This is a genomic window from Streptomyces sp. NPDC002138 (genome assembly GCF_040296485.1).
GTDB lineage: Bacteria > Actinomycetota > Actinomycetes > Streptomycetales > Streptomycetaceae > Streptomyces.
The window spans coordinates 60,411-76,125 of record NZ_JBEOXE010000018.1 but is presented as its reverse complement, the minus strand read 5'-3'; the positions used below and the strand labels follow the sequence as shown (position 1 = coordinate 76,125).

Genomic DNA, 15,715 nt, shown 5'->3' with positions numbered 1-15,715 from the left:
CCTCCTTGCGTCGGTCGGCCCCAGCCTATCCAGAACCGGTGGGAGCCCTGACCGCGGCGCCCTGTGAATCGCTCATATAGTCGCCCCGCGTACCCTTACGGCCATGCGACAGCGTCCGATCCCCGGCAATTCAGGCATCGTCCGCACCATGAGCCTGCTGGGCGATCCGGTGCTCCACTCCGCCTGCGCGGAGGTCACCGCGTTCGGTCCGGCCCTCGACCGGCTCATCGAGGACATGTTCGCCACGATGTACGCCGCCGAGGGCGTCGGTCTGGCCGCGAACCAGATCGGCGTGGACCAGCGGGTGTTCGTCTACGACTGCCCCGACGACGAGGACGTCCGCCACGTCGGCCACATCGTGAACCCCCGGCTCGTCGAGGCCGACGGCCTGGAGCTGACCGGCCCCGAGGGCTGCCTGTCGCTGCCCGGCCTGGAGGCCGGGACGGCCCGCTTCGACCACGCCGTGGTCGAGGGGGTCACCTCGGACGGCGCGCCGGTACGGATCTCCGGCACCGGGTTCTTCGCCCGCTGCCTCCAGCACGAGTGCGACCACCTCGACGGCGGGGTGTACGCGGACCGGGTGACCGGCCTGCGGCTGCGCCGCCTGCGCCGGGCCATCCGCCGGGCGCCCTGGTCCTCGTAACGCGTCCGGCGCTCCCGGCGGACCCCGCGTACGCGCCCCCGCCCCGGAGGGTCAGAAGCCGGGGCCGTCCGGGCGGTTGCCCGCGGTCGCCAGCCGGCCCCAGAGCAGGTCGACCAGGTCGCTGACCAACTCGGCCCGCTCGCAGGGCCGTTCGCCGAGCCACCAGTCACCGGCCGCGTGCATCATGCCGACGATCCCGTGTCCCCACACCCGGGCGAGGCGCTCCCCGCCGGGGCCGAGGTCCACCCGCTCCGCGATCACCTCGGCCAGTTCCTCGCCGAGGCGGCGCAGCAGCGGCGCCGAGTGCAGGCCGACGTCGAAGCCGCGCTCGGCGGTGTGCGGGTCCTCCGCCGGGTGCATCAGGAACCGGTAGACCTGCGGGCGCGCCTCGATGGCGGCGAGGTAGGTGTCGAGCGTGGCCTCGACCCGGCGGCGCCGCTCGGCGGGCGCGTCGAGTGCGGCCCGCAGTGAGTCGAGCAGCGCGTCGGTGTGACGGACGGCGAGCGCCTGGTAGAGACCGGCCTTGTCGCCGAAGTGCCGGTAGAGGATGGGTTTGGTGATGCCCGCCTCGGCCGCGATGGCGTTCATGGAGGCGCCGGGGCCGTCCCGGAGGACGACGCGGTCGGCCGCTTCGAGCAGCTCCCGCCGCCGGTGCTCGGACGATCCTTGCTGGCCGCCTGCCGGTTCGGCCTGCTGCGTGGTCTCCATGACGTGTTTCTCTCCCCGCCCTTGCGATGTGCGTGACGCCCACGCAACGTAACACCCCGCACACCGGGTCGACCGAATCGGCGACGGACGTTGACAGTGGCTACCGGTGAGTAACACACTGTGCCCATCATGTGATGTTACCGGCAGTAACATCTGGGTTCGACAAGCACAGCTGGAGGGGACGACATGGCGGAGTTCACCATGGATCTCAACGACGACCAGAAGCAGGTCCGGGACTGGATCCACGGCTTCGCCGCCGATGTGATCCGCCCCGCCGCCGCCGAATGGGACGAGCGCGAAGAGACTCCCTGGCCCGTCATCCAGGAAGCCGCCAAGGTCGGCATCTACTCCCTCGACTTCTACGCGCAGCAGTTCTTCGACCCGACCGGCCTCGGCATCCCGATGGCCATGGAGGAGCTGTTCTGGGGCGACGCGGGCATCGCCCTGTCGATCGTCGGCACCGGGCTCGCCGCGATCGGCGTCGTGGCCAACGGCACCGAGGAGCAGATCGGCACCTGGATTCCCCAGATGTACGGCACCCCGGACGACGTCAAGGTCGCCGCCTTCTGCTCCTCCGAGCCGGACGCGGGCTCCGACGTCGGCTCGATGCGCACCCGGGCCGTCTACGACCAGGCCAAGGACGAGTGGGTGCTGAACGGCACCAAGACCTGGGCGACCAACGGCGGCATCGCCAACGTCCACATCGTGGTCGCCGTGGTCGACCCGGAGCTGGGCACCAAGGGGCACGCCTCCTTCATCGTGCCGCCGAACACCCCGGGCCTGTCGCAGGGGCAGAAGTTCAAGAAGCACGGCATCCGGGCCTCGCACACCGCCGAGGTGGTGCTGGAGGACGTCCGGATCCCCGGCTCCTGCCTGCTCGGCGGCAAGGAGAAGCTGGACGAGCGGCTCGCGCGGGCCCACGAGCGGGCCCGCAGCGGCGGCGGGGAGCGCGTGAAGAACGCGGCCATGGCCACCTTCGAGGCCTCGCGCCCGGCCGTCGGCGCGATGGCCGTCGGCACCGCGCGGGCGGCGTACGAGGTGGCCCTCGACTACGCGAAGACCCGCACCCAGTTCGGCCGCCCGATCATCGACAACCAGGGCGTGGCCTTCCAGCTCGCCGACATGCGCACCTCCATCGACGCGGCCCGGCTGCTGGTGTGGCGGGCGTCGTGGATGGCGGTCGCGGGCAAGCCCTTCACCTCGGCGGAGGGCTCGATGTCGAAGCTCTTCGCGAGCGAGGTGGCCAAGAAGGTCACCGCGCAGGCCGTGCAGATCCTCGGCGGGAACGGCTTCACCCGGGAGTACCCGGTGGAGCGGATGCACCGCGACAGTGCGATCTACACCATTTTCGAGGGCACGAGCGAGATCCAGCGCCTGGTGATCGCCCGCACGCTCTCGGACATGCCGATCCGCTAGCCGGTCCGCTAGCCGGTCCGCCGGCCGGTCCGGGCCGCCGCCCCGCCGTTCCCGCCCCGCAGCAGGTGGTCGATCACGCGGGCGAACAGGCGGCGGCCCGCCGCGGCGACCACCGGGTCGAGCGGGCGGGGGAGGGCCGGGATCCGGATGTCCTCGCGCCAGCGGACCTCCGCGCCGCCCGTCGGGAGCGGGCGGACCTCGATCTCCGCCCAGCCGCGGACGACCCGGCCCCGCTTCTCCAGCCGGACGAGCCCCGGCGCATCGTCCGACGGGGGGTGCCAGAGCACGACTTCCATCGGATCGTCGAAGGTGACCCCGGTCACACCCGTGCGGGCCGTGAAGCGGGTGCCGACGCCCGTCGGCGGCGCCGTGGTGATCATGGTCCGGGTCAGCGGGACGCGCGCACCATGGCGTTCCCAGTCCGTGAGCCTGCGCCACGCCTCCGGAGCGGGCAGGGAAGTCCGGCGCAGAATCCGAATAACGGGCATGAGCGCATCGTAATCGGGCATACACATCCTGAACTGGACCTCGAATATGGGTTCCATCCGGTGGTGGTGATCGGTAATACTCCTCGCCACCGTGGATCGCGGAATCGACCGGTTGACCATCGGCCCTCCCGCCCCACCCTGCGATGAGGTGCGCCATGTGCTCCCACCAGCCCCCCTGCCCGACCGCTGACAGCGCCGATCACGACGCCGCCCGCACGGTCGCCTTCCACCCCGAACAGGGCTGGAGCCTGCTGTGCAACGGTGCCGTGGTCTTCGACGACACCGGTGAACTGCTCCCCGACGGCCGTACGGTGGCTCCGCGCCGACCGGCCCTGGTCTGAGCCAGGAGGCAGCATGCGCCAGCAGCTGATCCGCAAGCCCGTCCCGAAGCCCGCCCCCCGCGACCTCGATCTGCGCACCCCGTCCGGCCGGCCACTGCCGTACTGACGCCCGCACGGGCCGTCGGCGCCCCCGCTCGACCGGTGGGCGCCGCCGCTCAGTCGAGGGGCGTCGCCGCGCCACCGCGGAACGCGTCCTCGAACGCCGCGTCGCCGATCGCCGCCCGCGCGCGCCGCTCGCCCTCGTCCCGCAGCGCCAGCAGCGACGGGGAGCCCCCCATCTGAGGCCGGCCGACCGTACGCCACCAGGCCTGCCCGGTGCCCAGCAGCCGGGCCGCCAGCTCCCCGTCGCCCAGCCCCGCCACCGCGGCCGCCAGGACGTCCAGGCCCAGCGCGATCCCGAGCCGGTCACCCAGCAGCCGCTTGCCCGAGAGCATCGCCCGCACGTGCCGGGCCGCCTCCCCGTGGTGCCCGAGCCCGAGGGCGGCCACCGCCAGGACGTAGTCGGCGTAGGCGCTCAGCCAGCGGTCGCCCAGCTCCGAACAGGCCTCGCGCAGCCCCCGGGCCTCGTCGGCCGCCTCCTCGAACCGTCCCAGGTCGCACAGCGCGTACGAGGCCGACAGCCGGCACAGCAGCCACCCCGGGCCGCTGGTGCGCCCGCCGTGGCCCGCCCGGGCCCGCGGACCGGCCAGCTCCAGCGCCCGCTGGGCGTCCCCGGGCATCAGCACCGAGACCGACAGCAGGTACGCCGCCCGCAGCTCCGGTTCCGGGTCCGCCAGCCGCGCCGCCGCCTCCACGCACCGCAGGCCCAGCGCCCGGGCCGTGGCCATCTCCCCCTGGAGCAGCGCGGTCAGCCCGAGCGCCCAGAGCCCCTGGAAGTGGGCCGCCCCCGTGCTCGGGGCCGACCGCAGCGCCCGCTCCAGGAACCCCCGGCCCTCGTGCGTGTGTCCGCAGGAGAACCAGAAGAACCACAGGGCCCCGGCCATCTCCAGGGCCGTCGTCCTGTCCGTACCCAGCAGGTGCTCCAGCGCGGTGCGCAGCTGCGCGTGCTCGGCGGTCATCCTGCGGTACCAGTCGACCTGGCCCGGGCCGAGCCAGCCCGCGTCGGCGGCCCGCGCGAGGGCCGCGTACCAGTGGGCGTGCCGGTCGGCGAGGGTGCGCGCCTCGTCCAGTTCGGTGAGCCAGTCGTGCCCGTACTCGCGGATCGTGTCCAGCATCCGGTAGCGGGCCCCGCTGCCCCGCTCCTCGGTGCGCCGCACCACCGACTTCGCGACCAGCCCGGCCAGCACCCGCTCCACCCGGGCCGGCGGCAGCGGGCCGCCCGAGCAGACGGCGCGGGCCGCCGCCAGGTCGAAGTCCCCGGCGAAGACCGAGAGCCGCGCCCACAACAGCCGTTCCAGCGGCGCGCACAGCTCGTGGCTCCAGCCGATCGCGGTCCGCATCGTCCGGTGCCGGGTCTGGAGCGTCCCCAGGGGGTCGCAGAGCACGTCGAACGGCGCGTCCAGGCGCCGGGCCATCTCCTCCAGGCTCCACAGCGCCAGCCGGGCTCCGGCGAGCTCCAGGGCGAGCGGGATCCCGTCCAGGCGCCGGCAGACCTCGGTGGCGACGGCGCACCGCCGGGGATCGGCGAAGGCGGCCGCCGCGGCGGGGGCGGCGGCCAGCGCGCGCTCGCGGAAGAGCGCCAGGGCGTCGCTGTCGGGCCCGTCGGCGGACAGCGGGCACACCTCGACCAGCGTCTCGCCGGGGGAGCCCAGCGGCTCCCGGGAGGTGACCAGCACGGTGAGGCCGGGGGCGGACTGGAGCAGCTCGCCGACGAGGTGACGGCAGGCGCTCACCAGGTGTTCGGCCGTGTCGAGGACCAGGAGCAGCTCCTTGTCCGCCATCCACGCGCACAGCTCCTCGTCGGGGGAGCGCGCCGAGTGGTCGGCGAGCCCGAGGGCGTGGGCGACGGTCGCGGTCAGCAGGCGGGGGTCGCGCAGCGGCGACAGCTCCACCCACCAGGCGCCGTCACGGTGTGCCGGTGGCAGGGCGTGCACGGCGCGCAGGGCCAGCCGGGACTTGCCGACGCCGCCGACACCGGTGAGGGTGGTCAGTCTTCCTTCCCTCAACAGGGCGTCGAGAAGGCCGAGTTCACGCTCCCGGCCGACGAAGTCCGCCGGCTCCGGCGGCAGGTTCCCCAGCACGGAGGCAGAGTCTGGCCGAGGGTCGCCGCCGGGCGGACCGCACTGACCGCTGTTGACCGAGTACTCACCGAACACGGATGTATTGTGCGCGATCCGCGTTCGCCGCAGAGGCGTTCGGTGAAGATCGCGGAAGATCGGGCGCGTTCGTGGGAGGCCGGGCGGGCGCGGGGGCTCAGACCAGCGGGACCCGGCGCTCCGCCGAGAAGGACCCCCAGTTGCCGTCGGGCAGGCGTGCGCGCAGTTTCAGGGCCCATACGGTACCGGCCGGCTCGGCTACGGCGAGCCGGTACTCGGCCCGCCCGGCGGGCACCGCTCCGGCGCCGAACTGAATGACGGTCGTGGGCTGTTCGTTGACGAACAGCTGGTACTCGGCGGTGGGCCGGCCGGTGTCGGGCGGAATCCAGGACAGCGTCACCGTGCCGGCCGAGGCGGTCGCGGTCAGGTCCGCGGGGGCGGTGCCCGGACCCCGGCCCGTGGCGGTCGCGGTGGTGACGTCCACCGGAGGGCCGTCGGGCGAGGAGTTGTCGGCGCCGTCGCGGGCGCGCACGGTGAACGTGTAGACGGTGTCCGGCTGGAGGTCGCTCAGCCGGGTCGTGGTCTGCGCGCCGCCGACCGTGTGGATCCGGACGCCGCCCTGGTAGACGTCGTACGCCGTCACGCCCGCGTCGTCGGTGGCGGGAGCCCAGGTCAGCACCGCCGCCCGGGCCCCGTCCGGGTGGCCGGAGGTGCTCGGCGGGGCCGTCGGCGGCCGGTGGTCCTCCGCCGTCGCGGCCGGGGTGGTGGCGGCAGCGGCGCTGGGCGCGGAGAGGTTCCCGGCGGCGTCCTCGGCCCGCACGGTGAAGGAGTAGGAGGTCAGCGGGGCGAGGCCGGTGAGGTCGACCATGGTCTTCTCGGCCGGCACGGTGCGGACCAGGGCGCCGCCCTGGAGGATCTGATACCCGGTCACCCCCTCGCGCGCGTCGGCGGATTGCCACATCACGTGCACGGAAGTGGCGCTCCCGGCCTGCGCGGTGAGCCCGGCGGGCGGCCCCGGCGGCCGCGTGTCGGGGGCGGCGCAGGAGGTGAGGGCGGCGAGGGCGGCGGCGGCCAGGAAGCGGGCGGCCGTGGCGGTGGGGGTGGTGGTGCGGCGCAAGGGTGGCGTCCTCACGGGGTCTCGGTGCGGGGCCGTCCGGGTGGGGCCGGGGCGGGTGGGGGCCGCGATCGGATCCGCAAAGGTCTAGACATATATGGCACGCCCCCGGGCCCCCGGCAAGACCTCTGACGACACGGTCCGGAAGGGGTGGGCCGCAGGTGGGGACGTTTCAGGTCGGTTCGTCTTCATCCGGTCACATCTGGCACTATTGCGATCTCTTTGCAATAGCAGAAGCTCACGAACAGTACGAGAACCGGCGATACAGGGATGTGCACAGCATGACGGCCCGCACGGTACGGGGGGTGGCCGCGACGACGCTGGCCGCCGCACTCATCGCGAGCGCCGCGGCGTGCTCGAACCCTCGGGGCGCCGGGGCGGGCGGCCCGGCGGACTCCGCCGTCGTCGGCATCGCCAACGAGCCCGAGAGCCTCAGCCCGCTGCTCGGCTACGGCAAGGACGGCAACTCCAAGATCTTCGACGGGCTGCTCACCCACGACGCGCGGATGAAGCTCCGGCCCGCGCTGGCCGTGGCCCTGCCGGACGTCAGCCCCGACGGCCTCACCTACACCTACACGCTTCGCCAGGGCGTGACGTTCAGCGACGGGGCGCCCTTCACGGCCAAGGACGTCGTCTTCACCTACCGCACGATCCTCGACGCGAAGACGAACAACGCCTCCAAGAACGAGCTGGACGCGATCGCCTCGGTCGAGGAGAAGGGCGCCGACGGCGTCGTCTTCACCCTCAAGTACCCCTACGCGCCGTTCGCCGAGCGGACCGTCCTGCCCATCGCCCCCCAGCACCTCGCGGGCGGCCAGGACGTCAACAGCGGCGCGTTCACCACCCGGCCCGTCGGCACCGGACCGTACGTCCTGACCGGCTGGTCCAAGGGCGAGAAGCTCTCCTTCAAGGCCAACCCGTCCTACTGGGGCGGCGAGCCCGAGGTGAAGCGGTTCACCATGGCCGTGATCAAGGACGACGACGTCCGCGCCACCCGGCTGCGCTCCGGCGAACTGGACGCGGCGATCCTGCCGCCGAACCTCGCCCGGACCTTCAAGGACGACAAGAACCGCACCACCCTCGCGGCCACGTCCTTCGACTACCGCGACGTCACCCTCCCCACGCAGCACCCCGTCACCGGCGACCTCGCGGTCCGGCAGGCCCTCGACCTCGCCGTCGACCGGGAGGCCATGGTGGACAAGCTCCTCGACGGCGCGGGCAAGCCCGCCCACGGGCCGGTCCCCACCGACAGTCCCTGGTTCACCGCGGGCACCGAGCGCGCCCACGACCTCGACCGGGCGAAGCGGATCCTCGACGACGCGGGCTGGCGGCCCGGCGCCGACGGGGTCCGCGTCAAGGACGGCGTCCGCGCCGCCTTCCCGCTCTGGTACACCTCCGGCGACAAGATCCGCCAGGACCACGCCCTCGCCTTCGCCTCCGACGCCAAGAAGGCCGGCGTCGAGGTCACCACCGAGAGCGGCACCTGGGAGGTCATCGAGCCCCGGATGCGGACCGAGGCCGTCCTCGCGGGCGGCGGCTCCCCGGCCGACCCCGACTTCGACCAGTACCCGCTGCTCACCTCCTCCCTCGGCGGCGACGGCTTCAACAACATGGCCCGGTACGACAATCCGGCCGTGGACAGGGCCCTCGACGACGCCCGCAGGAGCGGCGACCCGGCGGCCCGCAAGCGCGCCTACGACACCGTCCAGCGCGAGCTGGTGAAGAACCCCGGCTACGTCTTCCTCACCCACATCGACCACCTCTACGTCGTCAGCGACCGGTGGACGGGCCCCTCCACCCAGGTTGAGCCGCACGACCACGGCCTCGGCTCCGGCCCCTGGTGGAACGTCGAGAGCTGGAAGCCGAAGCGGAAGTGACGCGCCCGTGACGCTCCGCCCCGGCCGGCTCCGGCTCCCCTGGGGGCCGATGGCACGCATGGCCGGGCGGCGGACCCTGTTCGCCGTCCCGGTCCTGCTCGCCGTCTCCTTCGGCGTCTTCGCCGCCGCCGCGCTCTCGCCCTTCGACCCGGTCAAGGCCTACGCGGGCACCGCGGGCCTGACCGCTTCCCGGGCCGACCTCGACCAGCTGCGCGCCAACCTCGGCGCCGACCGGCCGCTCCTCACCCAGTGGTGGGACTGGCTCACCTCGGCGCTCACCGGTGATCTCGGCACCTCCGCCGTGATGCGCCAGCCCGTCGCCGACGTCATCGCCGGGCGGCTCGGCTGGTCCGCGCTGCTCGCCGCCACCGCCTTCCTGCTCGCGGTGGCGGCGGGCACGGGTCTCGGCGTCCTGGCCGCCCGCCGCCCGGGCGGCCCGCTGGACCGGGCCGTCACCGCGCTGGCCTACACCCTGGAGGCGGCGCCCGCCTTCTGGCTGGGCCTGCTCGCCATCTGGTTCTTCTCGGTCAGGCTCGGGGCGCTGCCGTCCGGCGGGCTCACCGACGCCGCGAGCGACACCGTCTCCTTCGGACAGGTCGCCCCGCACCTGGTCCTCCCGGCGCTGGTGCTGGGGCTCTCGCAGCTCCCCTGGTTCCTCCTGTACGTGCGCCAGGGCGTGGCGGACGCGCTGGAGGAGGACCCCGTCCGCGGGGCGCGGGCCCGCGGACTGCGGGAGCGGACGGTTCTGCTCGGCCACGGGCTGCGCGCGGGCCTGCTGCCGATGCTGACGCTGATCGGCTCCCGGGTCCCCGAACTCATCACCGGGGCCCTGCTGGTGGAGACCGTGTTCAGCTGGCCCGGCATCGCCGCCGCCACCGTGCAGGCGGCGACCTCGGTGGACTTCCCGCTGCTGGCCGCGCTGACGGCACTGGCCACCGTGGCGGTGCTGCTGGGCAACCTGCTGTCCGACCTGCTCTACGGGCTGGCCGACCCGAGGGTGGGCTTCGATGGCTGAGCGGACCCCCGCCGCGGTGGTGTGGCGGTCCCCGGGGCGCCCCCGGCGCTCCACCCGGGCGCTGCGGGTGCGGAGCTCGGGGGCCGTGGTGGCCCTGCTCGCGCTGGCCGTCGTCCTCGTGCCCCCGCTGGCCCCGCTCGACCAGCAGGCCGTGGACCTCTCGGCGAAACTGCTGCCGCCTTCCTGGTCGCACCCCTTCGGGACCGACGACGTCGGCCGCGACCTGCTGCTGCGCTGCGTCTACGGCCTGCGGGTCTCGCTGCTGGTCGGGCTGGTCGCGGCGGTCGTCGCCACCGTCATCGGCACGGCGGTCGGGGCGACCGCGGCGGCGCTCGGGGGATGGACCGACCGGCTCCTCATGCGCGTCGTGGACACCTTCTCCTCCGTGCCGCACCTGCTGCTGGGCGTCCTGGTCGTGGCCCTGTTCCGGCCGGGGGTCTGGCCGGTGGTGGTGTCGGTGGCCCTGACCCACTGGCTGTCCACCGCCCGGATCGTGCGCGCGGAGGTGCTCTCCCTGCGGTCCCGCCCCTTCATCGACGCGGCCGTGTCGGGCGGCGCCTCGCGGTGGCGGATCATGGTCCGGCACCTGGTGCCGGGGGTGCTGCCGCAGGCGGGCCTGGCGGCGGTGCTGATGATTCCGCACGCGATGTGGCACGAGTCGGCCCTGTCGTTCCTGGGGCTCGGGCTGCCCGCGCACCAGGCCAGCCTGGGCACGCTCGTACAGAGCGCGCGGGGGTCGCTGCTCGCCGGGGACTGGTGGCCGACGCTGTTCCCCGGGCTGCTGCTGATCGTGCCCACCCTGGCCATCGCCGGGATGGCGGGAGCCTGGCGCGAGCGGTTGAATCCGCGCCGGCGTTCGGAGTTGATGCTGTGACCGTGGTGGATCCGTACACCGGCGAGGCGGCAGGCGCCCCCGCCGGGGCGGGGGACGCCCCCGTGCTCACCGTCGAGGACCTGTCCGTCCGGTTCCGCACGCGCGGCGGCGGGCGGGTCGAGGCCGTGACCGGGGTCCGGTTCCGGCTCCGGGCCGGGGAGTGCCTGGCACTCGTCGGGGAGAGCGGGTGCGGGAAGTCCGTCCTGGCCTCCGCGCTGCTCGGACTGCTGCCGGGCAACGCGGAGACCGCCGGGTCCGCCCGGCTCGCGGACGGGCTCGACCTGCTCGCCGCCGACGAGCGGACCCTCGCCCGGCGCGTCCGCGGCCGCCGCGTCGCCCTCGTACCGCAGAGCCCGGCCGCGCACCTCACCCCCGTCCGGACCGTCCGGGCGCACCTCGCGGAGACCTTGCGGGAGCTGACCTCGGGGAGCGACGCCGGAGCCGCCGCCGACCGGGCCGCGTTCCCCCGCACCCACCTCGACCGCTACCCGCACGAGCTGTCCGGCGGCCTCGCCCAGCGCGCCGCCACCGCGCTCGCGCTGATCGGTGACGCCCCGCTGCTGCTGGCCGACGAGCCGACCACCGGCCTCGACCGGGACCTCGTGCACCGCACGGTCGACGAACTGCGCGCGCACACCCGGGACGCGGGCCGCGCGCTGCTCCTGATCACCCACGATCTCGCGGCCGCCGCCCGGATCGCCGACACGGTCGCTGTCATGTACGCGGGCCGGATCGTCGAACTCGCCCCCGCCGCGGCCTTCTTCGGGGCACCGGGCCCGCGCCACCCCTATGCCCGCGGGCTGCTCGACGCCCTGCCCGAGCGGGCCTTCATCCCCGTCCCCGGCGCCCCGCCCGAGCTGGGCGCCCTCCCGCCCGGCTGCGCCTTCGCCGCGCGCTGCCCGCGGGCCGACGAAGCGTGCGTACGGCGGCCCGAGCTCGAGGCCCTTCACGGATCCGACGCAAGGGTGGCCTGTCACCATGCTTGAGCTCAAGGACGTCACAGCGGGTTACGACCGCGCCGCGCCGGTGGTCCGGGGCGCGCACCTCGCCCTGCGCCCCGGCGAGGCCCTCGGTCTGCTCGGCCCCAGCGGCTGCGGCAAATCCACCCTCGCCCGGGTCGCGGCCCTGCTGCACCGCCCCGACCGCGGCGCCCTCCTCCTCGACGGCGTCCCCGTCACCGGTTACCGGCACCGCGCGCCGCGCGCCCTGCGCACCGCCGTCGGCGTCGTCTTCCAGCAGCCCCGGCTCTCGGCCGACCCCCGGCTCAGGCTGCGGGACCTCATCGCCGAACCCCTGCGGGCCACCGGGCGGCGCGACGAAGTCGAGTCAGCCGTCGGCGAGTTGGCGCGGCGGGTCGGACTCGGCGGCGATCTGGCGGCGCGCAGGCCCCATGAGGTCAGCGACGGCCAGCTGCAACGCGCCTGCCTGGCGCGGGCCTTGGTACTGAGCCCGCGCTGGCTGATCTGCGACGAGATGACCGCGATGCTGGACGCGTCCACCACCGCGGCCCTGGTCGGCGTGGTGGAGGAGTACCGCGCCGACACCGGGGCGGGGCTGCTCGCGGTGGGCCACGATCCCGTCCTGCTGGGCCGCTGGTGCGACCGTACGACCCACTGGGACGAGGTCACCCGGGCCGCCGGTCACTGATCCACCGCGGTCACACACGGTCAACACCCGTACGGCGGACACGCATTTCACCCGGCGGCGCCTCCCGCTGCGCCACCATGGCGCCGCGCACAAGGAGGTGCCCGATGGTGATTTCGCTTTCCGTGGTCGTCCTGCTCCTCGTCCTCGCGTGGATCTTCGTACGCAGTGGCGGCCTCAAGTTCTCGCACGCGCTGGTCTGTGTCCTGCTCGGCTTCTACCTCGCGAGCAGCAGCATGGCCGCGACCATCCAGAACGGCCTGGCGGCCACGGCGCAGGTGGTCGGCGACCTCAAGCCCTGACCGGGCCGTGCGTGATCGACTGTTGCGCCTTCGTGAATCGTCCCCCTCTTCCCTGGACTCCTCCGGTACCGCGATCTAGCGTCTGGCCGCGGCGCGATGTCAGACGGACTGTCAACAGAACTGAAGAGAACGGAGGAATCCCGGATGTTCCGAAGAGCGCTGAACTGCGCGGTGATGCCGTTGGCCGCCGTGTTCGTGGCGGCCTACGGCATCTCCCCGGCCCAGGCCGACGAGATACCCCAGGCCCCCGGCCACCGCCTGGTCAGCCACTACGACGGCAGCCCCGCGGCCGCCGTCCCGGTGCCGGGCGTCGCCCCGCCCCAGCACCCCTTCCTCGCGCCCAACGGCCGCAGCGGAATGCACGCCGACGCGGCGGGCAGCGCCACCTACCCGTGGTCCGGCCCGCTCGGCAGGAACCCGCAGGTCACCAGTGAGAAGATCGCCGCCCTCGGCGGCGAGTGCGCCACCGCCACCTTCGACTCGGGCGGCCGCCTGGTCACGGTGTGCGGCACCTTCTCCGGGTTCAAGGTCGAACTGCTCGACCCCCGCACCCTCGCCACGCTCGCGGAGTACCAGCTCCCGCAGCGTTCCTCGACGGTCGAGGCGATCACCTCGCTCGACTTCTCGAAGATCTTCAAGGACACCTCGGGCGGCGCGTACTTCTACCTCGACGACCAGGACCGGGCGGTGCTGGCCGACTCCCGCCAGCACATCCTGCGCCTCGCGCACGGCCAGAACCCCGACGGCCGCTGGACGTTCACCGTCGCCGACGACTGGGACCTCACCGGCCAGGTCCCGCACGACTGCGTGAGCTGGACCCATCTGTGGCCCAGCGGCACCTGCGATCCGCTCACCTCGGTGATGCCCGACTGGGACGGCCGCATCTGGTGGGTCACCCGGCAGGGCCGGGTCGGCACCGTGGACCCGGTCACCGGGCGGCTCCGCTCGATCCGGCTGGACGGCGAGGAGATCCAGAACTCCTTCTCGGTCGCCGAGGACGGCGTCTCCATCGTCTCCGACCACGCGCTCTACAGTTTCCGCGCCACGGCCGACGGCACCCCGCAGGTGCAGTGGCGCCAGACCTACGACCGGGGGACGGGCACCAAACCCGGCTCCGTGAACCAGGGTTCGGGCACCACCCCGGACCTCTTCGGCGACGGCTACGTCGCCATCACCGACAACGCCGACGACCGGATGAACATCCTCGTCTACCGGCGCGGTGTCGACGTCCCGGCGGACCGGCGGCTCGTGTGCAAGGTCCCGGTCTTCCGCTCCGGTGCCTCCACCACCGACAACTCCCTGATCAGCTGGGGCAACAGCCTCGTGGTCGAGAACAACTACGGCTACGAGAACCTCACCACCCTGCTGCTCGGCAAGAGTGTCGTCGGCGGCGTCAGCCGGGTCGACGTCCGGCCCGACGGCAGCGGCTGCGACACGGTGTGGGAGAGCGGGATCCGCTCGCCCTCGACCGTGCCCAAGCTCTCGACGGCCAACGGGCTGCTCTACTTCTACGAGAAGGAGCCCAACGCCTGGGGGATCGACGCCTGGTACCTCAGCGCGGTCGACTTCCGTACGGGCGAGCGCCGCTGGCGGCAGCTGACCGGCACCGGCCCGCTGTACGACAACAACTGGGCACCGATCACCCTCGGGCCCGACGGGACGGCGTACGTCGGCGTCTTCAACGGCATCGTGGCCGTCCGGGACGGCGGCTGACCCCACCCCGCGGGGGCCGCCCGGTGCGCGACCCGCGCCGGGCGGCCCCCGCGGCGCCCTCAGTCCTTCCGGCCGCCCGGGATCCGCCACAGCGGATGTTCCCGCTCCGCCCACTCCCGGTCCACGGAACCCGTGCGCATGCCGCGCCGGGACTCCGGGTCGGCCAGGGCCTTGCCGACGTGACCGGCGAGCACCACGCCCAGGGTCAGGGCCAGCCAGTCGTGGACGAAGGTGCCCGCCGTCCGCCAGCGCAGCGGGGCGAAGCCGGTCAGCCACATCAGCAGCCCCGTGCCCAGCATCACCAGGACCGCCCCGGCCAGCCAGTTCGCGTACACCTTCTGCCCGGCGTTGAACTTCCCGGCCGGCCGGACGCCGAAGCGGTCCCGGCGCAGGGCCGCCCGCAGCCACGCCCCGTCGTGCGGGCCGAACCGGTTCAGGCGGCGCAGGTCGCCGCGGAAGGCCCGCGAGGCCAGCCCCAGCAGGAAGGGCGCCGGCAGCAGCAGCCCGGACCACACGTGCACGGTGACGACGAGGTGACGGCGGCCGACCAGTTCGGCGAGCGGGGAGAGGTACAGGCAGGCGGCCGAGGCCACGCACAGGCCCATGAGGAGGGCGGTCCCGCGGTGCACCCACCGCTGGGAGCGGCTGAACCGGCGCACCCGCGGGGCGGGGGCGGCCGTGGCGGGCTCAGACAGTGGGGGCATCGTCGCGTCCGTTCGATTTTCCGACCCATGCGTCGACGTCGTAGCCGAGGCGTTCCCAGTAGCCCGGCTCGACGTCCCGGGTCAGGGTGATGCCGGAGAGCCACTTCGCCGACTTGTAGAAGTACATGGGGGCGGCGTACAGCCGGACCGGCCCGCCGTGGGTGTGGCCGAGGGGCTCGTCCTGCATGCGCAGGGCCACGAGCACGTCGTCCCGCCGCGCCTGCGGGAGGGTCAGGCTCTCGGTGTACGCGCCGTCGAAGCAGGTGAACCGGATGGCCCGGGCCTCGGGGCTGACTCCGGCCGCATCCAGCAGCCGGTGCAGCGGCACTCCCTCGAAGGGGGTGTCCGGGACCCGCCAGCCCGTCACGCACTGGACGTCGCGCACGACCCGGGTCTGCGGGAGCCGCCCGAGGTCGTCGAGGGTGTACGTCGCCGGGCGCTCGACCAGGCCGTCGACGGTGAGCCGGTAGTCCTGCGGGCCGCGCCGGGGGACGGAGGAGGCCACCGAGTAGTAGCGGAACCCGCCGCCGTTGGGCAGCAGGGAGGTGATCCCGGTGGGGTCCTTGTCGGCGGCGCTGCCGAGGACGGATTCGAAGCCGCGCTGCAGGACGGGGGCGGCGGCCAGGCCCAGGGCGCCCAGGCCGACCATGCCGAGGACCAGGCGGCGGCCGACGGGGGCGC

Annotated in this window: 16 protein-coding genes; 10 read left to right on the top strand and 6 right to left on the bottom strand. The window is 73.8% G+C overall.

Annotated elements, in window-relative coordinates; genetic code table 11:
• Window positions 1-103: 103 nt before the first annotated feature.
• A complete protein-coding gene (gene def / locus ABT084_RS14505; protein ID WP_351042657.1) occupies window positions 104-643 on the top strand; it encodes a peptide deformylase in 540 nt (179 codons plus the stop codon).
• Window positions 644-694: 51 nt separating this feature from the next.
• Here def and ABT084_RS14500 read toward each other — a convergent pair whose 3' ends face one another.
• Window positions 695-1,351 (bottom strand): TetR/AcrR family transcriptional regulator, encoded by a 657-nt coding sequence (locus ABT084_RS14500; protein WP_351042655.1) that lies wholly within the window; start codon window positions 1,349-1,351, stop codon window positions 695-697.
• 186 nt (window positions 1,352-1,537) lie between these two features.
• On the opposite strand from ABT084_RS14500, the gene ABT084_RS14495 reads away from it, so the two are divergent.
• A complete protein-coding gene (locus ABT084_RS14495; RefSeq protein WP_351042652.1) occupies window positions 1,538-2,767 on the top strand; it encodes an acyl-CoA dehydrogenase family protein in 1,230 nt (409 codons plus the stop codon).
• A gap of 8 nt (window positions 2,768-2,775) precedes the next feature.
• Here the strand turns inward: ABT084_RS14495 and ABT084_RS14490 are convergent, their stop codons facing one another.
• Entirely contained in the window at window positions 2,776-3,255 is a 480-nt protein-coding gene (locus ABT084_RS14490; RefSeq protein ID WP_351042649.1) for an SRPBCC family protein, read from the bottom strand.
• 155 nt (window positions 3,256-3,410) lie between these two features.
• On the opposite strand from ABT084_RS14490, the gene ABT084_RS14485 reads away from it, so the two are divergent.
• Window positions 3,411-3,596, top strand: a complete 186-nt coding sequence (locus ABT084_RS14485) for a DUF5999 family protein (RefSeq protein WP_330329229.1) — start codon at window positions 3,411-3,413, stop codon at window positions 3,594-3,596.
• A 155-nt stretch (window positions 3,597-3,751) separates the two neighbouring features.
• On the opposite strand, the gene ABT084_RS14480 is transcribed toward ABT084_RS14485, so the two are convergent.
• Window positions 3,752-5,776 (bottom strand): ATP-binding protein, encoded by a 2,025-nt coding sequence (locus ABT084_RS14480; protein WP_351042645.1) that lies wholly within the window; start codon window positions 5,774-5,776, stop codon window positions 3,752-3,754.
• A 172-nt stretch (window positions 5,777-5,948) separates the two neighbouring features.
• Entirely contained in the window at window positions 5,949-6,908 is a 960-nt protein-coding gene (locus ABT084_RS14475; RefSeq protein WP_351042642.1) for a fibronectin type III domain-containing protein, read from the bottom strand.
• Window positions 6,909-7,186: 278 nt separating this feature from the next.
• Here ABT084_RS14475 and ABT084_RS14470 point away from each other — a divergent pair, with 278 nt between their 5' ends.
• The 7 genes from ABT084_RS14470 to ABT084_RS14440 all read left to right on the top strand — a co-directional run bounded on the left by ABT084_RS14470 (window position 7,187) and on the right by ABT084_RS14440 (window position 14,330).
• Window positions 7,187-8,782, top strand: coding sequence for an ABC transporter substrate-binding protein (locus ABT084_RS14470; protein WP_351042639.1), 1,596 nt, complete (start codon window positions 7,187-7,189; stop codon window positions 8,780-8,782).
• A 49-nt stretch (window positions 8,783-8,831) separates the two neighbouring features.
• Window positions 8,832-9,797: an ABC transporter permease gene (locus tag ABT084_RS14465; protein ID WP_351042636.1), complete on the top strand. Its 966-nt coding sequence runs from the start codon at window positions 8,832-8,834 to the stop codon at window positions 9,795-9,797.
• Entirely contained in the window at window positions 9,790-10,671 is an 882-nt protein-coding gene (locus ABT084_RS14460; RefSeq protein WP_351042633.1) for an ABC transporter permease, read from the top strand. Before ABT084_RS14465 ends, ABT084_RS14460 begins: the two co-directional genes overlap by 8 nt.
• Before the next feature lie 2 nt (window positions 10,672-10,673).
• Entirely contained in the window at window positions 10,674-11,657 is a 984-nt protein-coding gene (locus ABT084_RS14455) for an ABC transporter ATP-binding protein (RefSeq protein ID WP_351042631.1), read from the top strand.
• Window positions 11,650-12,318, top strand: coding sequence for an ABC transporter ATP-binding protein (locus ABT084_RS14450; protein WP_351042628.1), 669 nt, complete (start codon window positions 11,650-11,652; stop codon window positions 12,316-12,318). The genes ABT084_RS14455 and ABT084_RS14450 overlap by 8 nt, the downstream gene beginning before the upstream one ends.
• A gap of 104 nt (window positions 12,319-12,422) precedes the next feature.
• Entirely contained in the window at window positions 12,423-12,617 is a 195-nt protein-coding gene (locus ABT084_RS14445; protein ID WP_351042625.1) for a hypothetical protein, read from the top strand.
• 144 nt (window positions 12,618-12,761) lie between these two features.
• The gene (locus tag ABT084_RS14440; RefSeq protein ID WP_502968935.1) at window positions 12,762-14,330 is read left to right on the top strand and encodes a hypothetical protein; all 1,569 of its coding nucleotides are present in this window, start codon (window positions 12,762-12,764) and stop codon (window positions 14,328-14,330) included.
• Between the two features lie 59 nt (window positions 14,331-14,389).
• Here the strand turns inward: ABT084_RS14440 and ABT084_RS14435 are convergent, their stop codons facing one another.
• On the bottom strand, window positions 14,390-15,034 hold the full coding sequence (locus tag ABT084_RS14435; protein ID WP_351042622.1) for a cytochrome b/b6 domain-containing protein: 645 nt from the start codon (window positions 15,032-15,034) through the stop codon (window positions 14,390-14,392).
• Window positions 15,018-15,683: a molybdopterin-dependent oxidoreductase gene (locus ABT084_RS14430; RefSeq protein WP_351042788.1), complete on the bottom strand. Its 666-nt coding sequence runs from the start codon at window positions 15,681-15,683 to the stop codon at window positions 15,018-15,020. The genes ABT084_RS14435 and ABT084_RS14430 overlap by 17 nt, the downstream gene beginning before the upstream one ends.
• Window positions 15,684-15,715: the final 32 nt, after the last annotated feature.

Excerpts from the sequence above, each read along its gene's own strand:
- def (WP_351042657.1), top strand. The coding sequence starts at position 104 with ATGCGACAGCGTCCGATCCCCGGCAATTCAGGCATCGTCCGCACCATG.
- ABT084_RS14500 (WP_351042655.1), bottom strand. The coding sequence starts at position 1,351 with ATGGAGACCACGCAGCAGGCCGAACCGGCAGGCGGCCAGCAAGGATCG.
- ABT084_RS14495 (WP_351042652.1), top strand. The coding sequence starts at position 1,538 with ATGGCGGAGTTCACCATGGATCTCAACGACGACCAGAAGCAGGTCCGG.
- ABT084_RS14490 (WP_351042649.1), bottom strand. The coding sequence starts at position 3,255 with ATGCCCGTTATTCGGATTCTGCGCCGGACTTCCCTGCCCGCTCCGGAG.
- ABT084_RS14485 (WP_330329229.1), top strand. The coding sequence starts at position 3,411 with ATGTGCTCCCACCAGCCCCCCTGCCCGACCGCTGACAGCGCCGATCAC.
- ABT084_RS14470 (WP_351042639.1), top strand. The coding sequence starts at position 7,187 with ATGACGGCCCGCACGGTACGGGGGGTGGCCGCGACGACGCTGGCCGCC.
- ABT084_RS14465 (WP_351042636.1), top strand. The coding sequence starts at position 8,832 with ATGGCACGCATGGCCGGGCGGCGGACCCTGTTCGCCGTCCCGGTCCTG.
- ABT084_RS14460 (WP_351042633.1), top strand. The coding sequence starts at position 9,790 with ATGGCTGAGCGGACCCCCGCCGCGGTGGTGTGGCGGTCCCCGGGGCGC.
- ABT084_RS14450 (WP_351042628.1), top strand. The coding sequence starts at position 11,650 with ATGCTTGAGCTCAAGGACGTCACAGCGGGTTACGACCGCGCCGCGCCG.
- ABT084_RS14445 (WP_351042625.1), top strand. The coding sequence starts at position 12,423 with ATGGTGATTTCGCTTTCCGTGGTCGTCCTGCTCCTCGTCCTCGCGTGG.
- ABT084_RS14440 (WP_502968935.1), top strand. The coding sequence starts at position 12,762 with ATGTTCCGAAGAGCGCTGAACTGCGCGGTGATGCCGTTGGCCGCCGTG.
- ABT084_RS14435 (WP_351042622.1), bottom strand. The coding sequence starts at position 15,034 with ATGCCCCCACTGTCTGAGCCCGCCACGGCCGCCCCCGCCCCGCGGGTG.
- ABT084_RS14430 (WP_351042788.1), bottom strand. The coding sequence starts at position 15,683 with ATGGTCGGCCTGGGCGCCCTGGGCCTGGCCGCCGCCCCCGTCCTGCAG.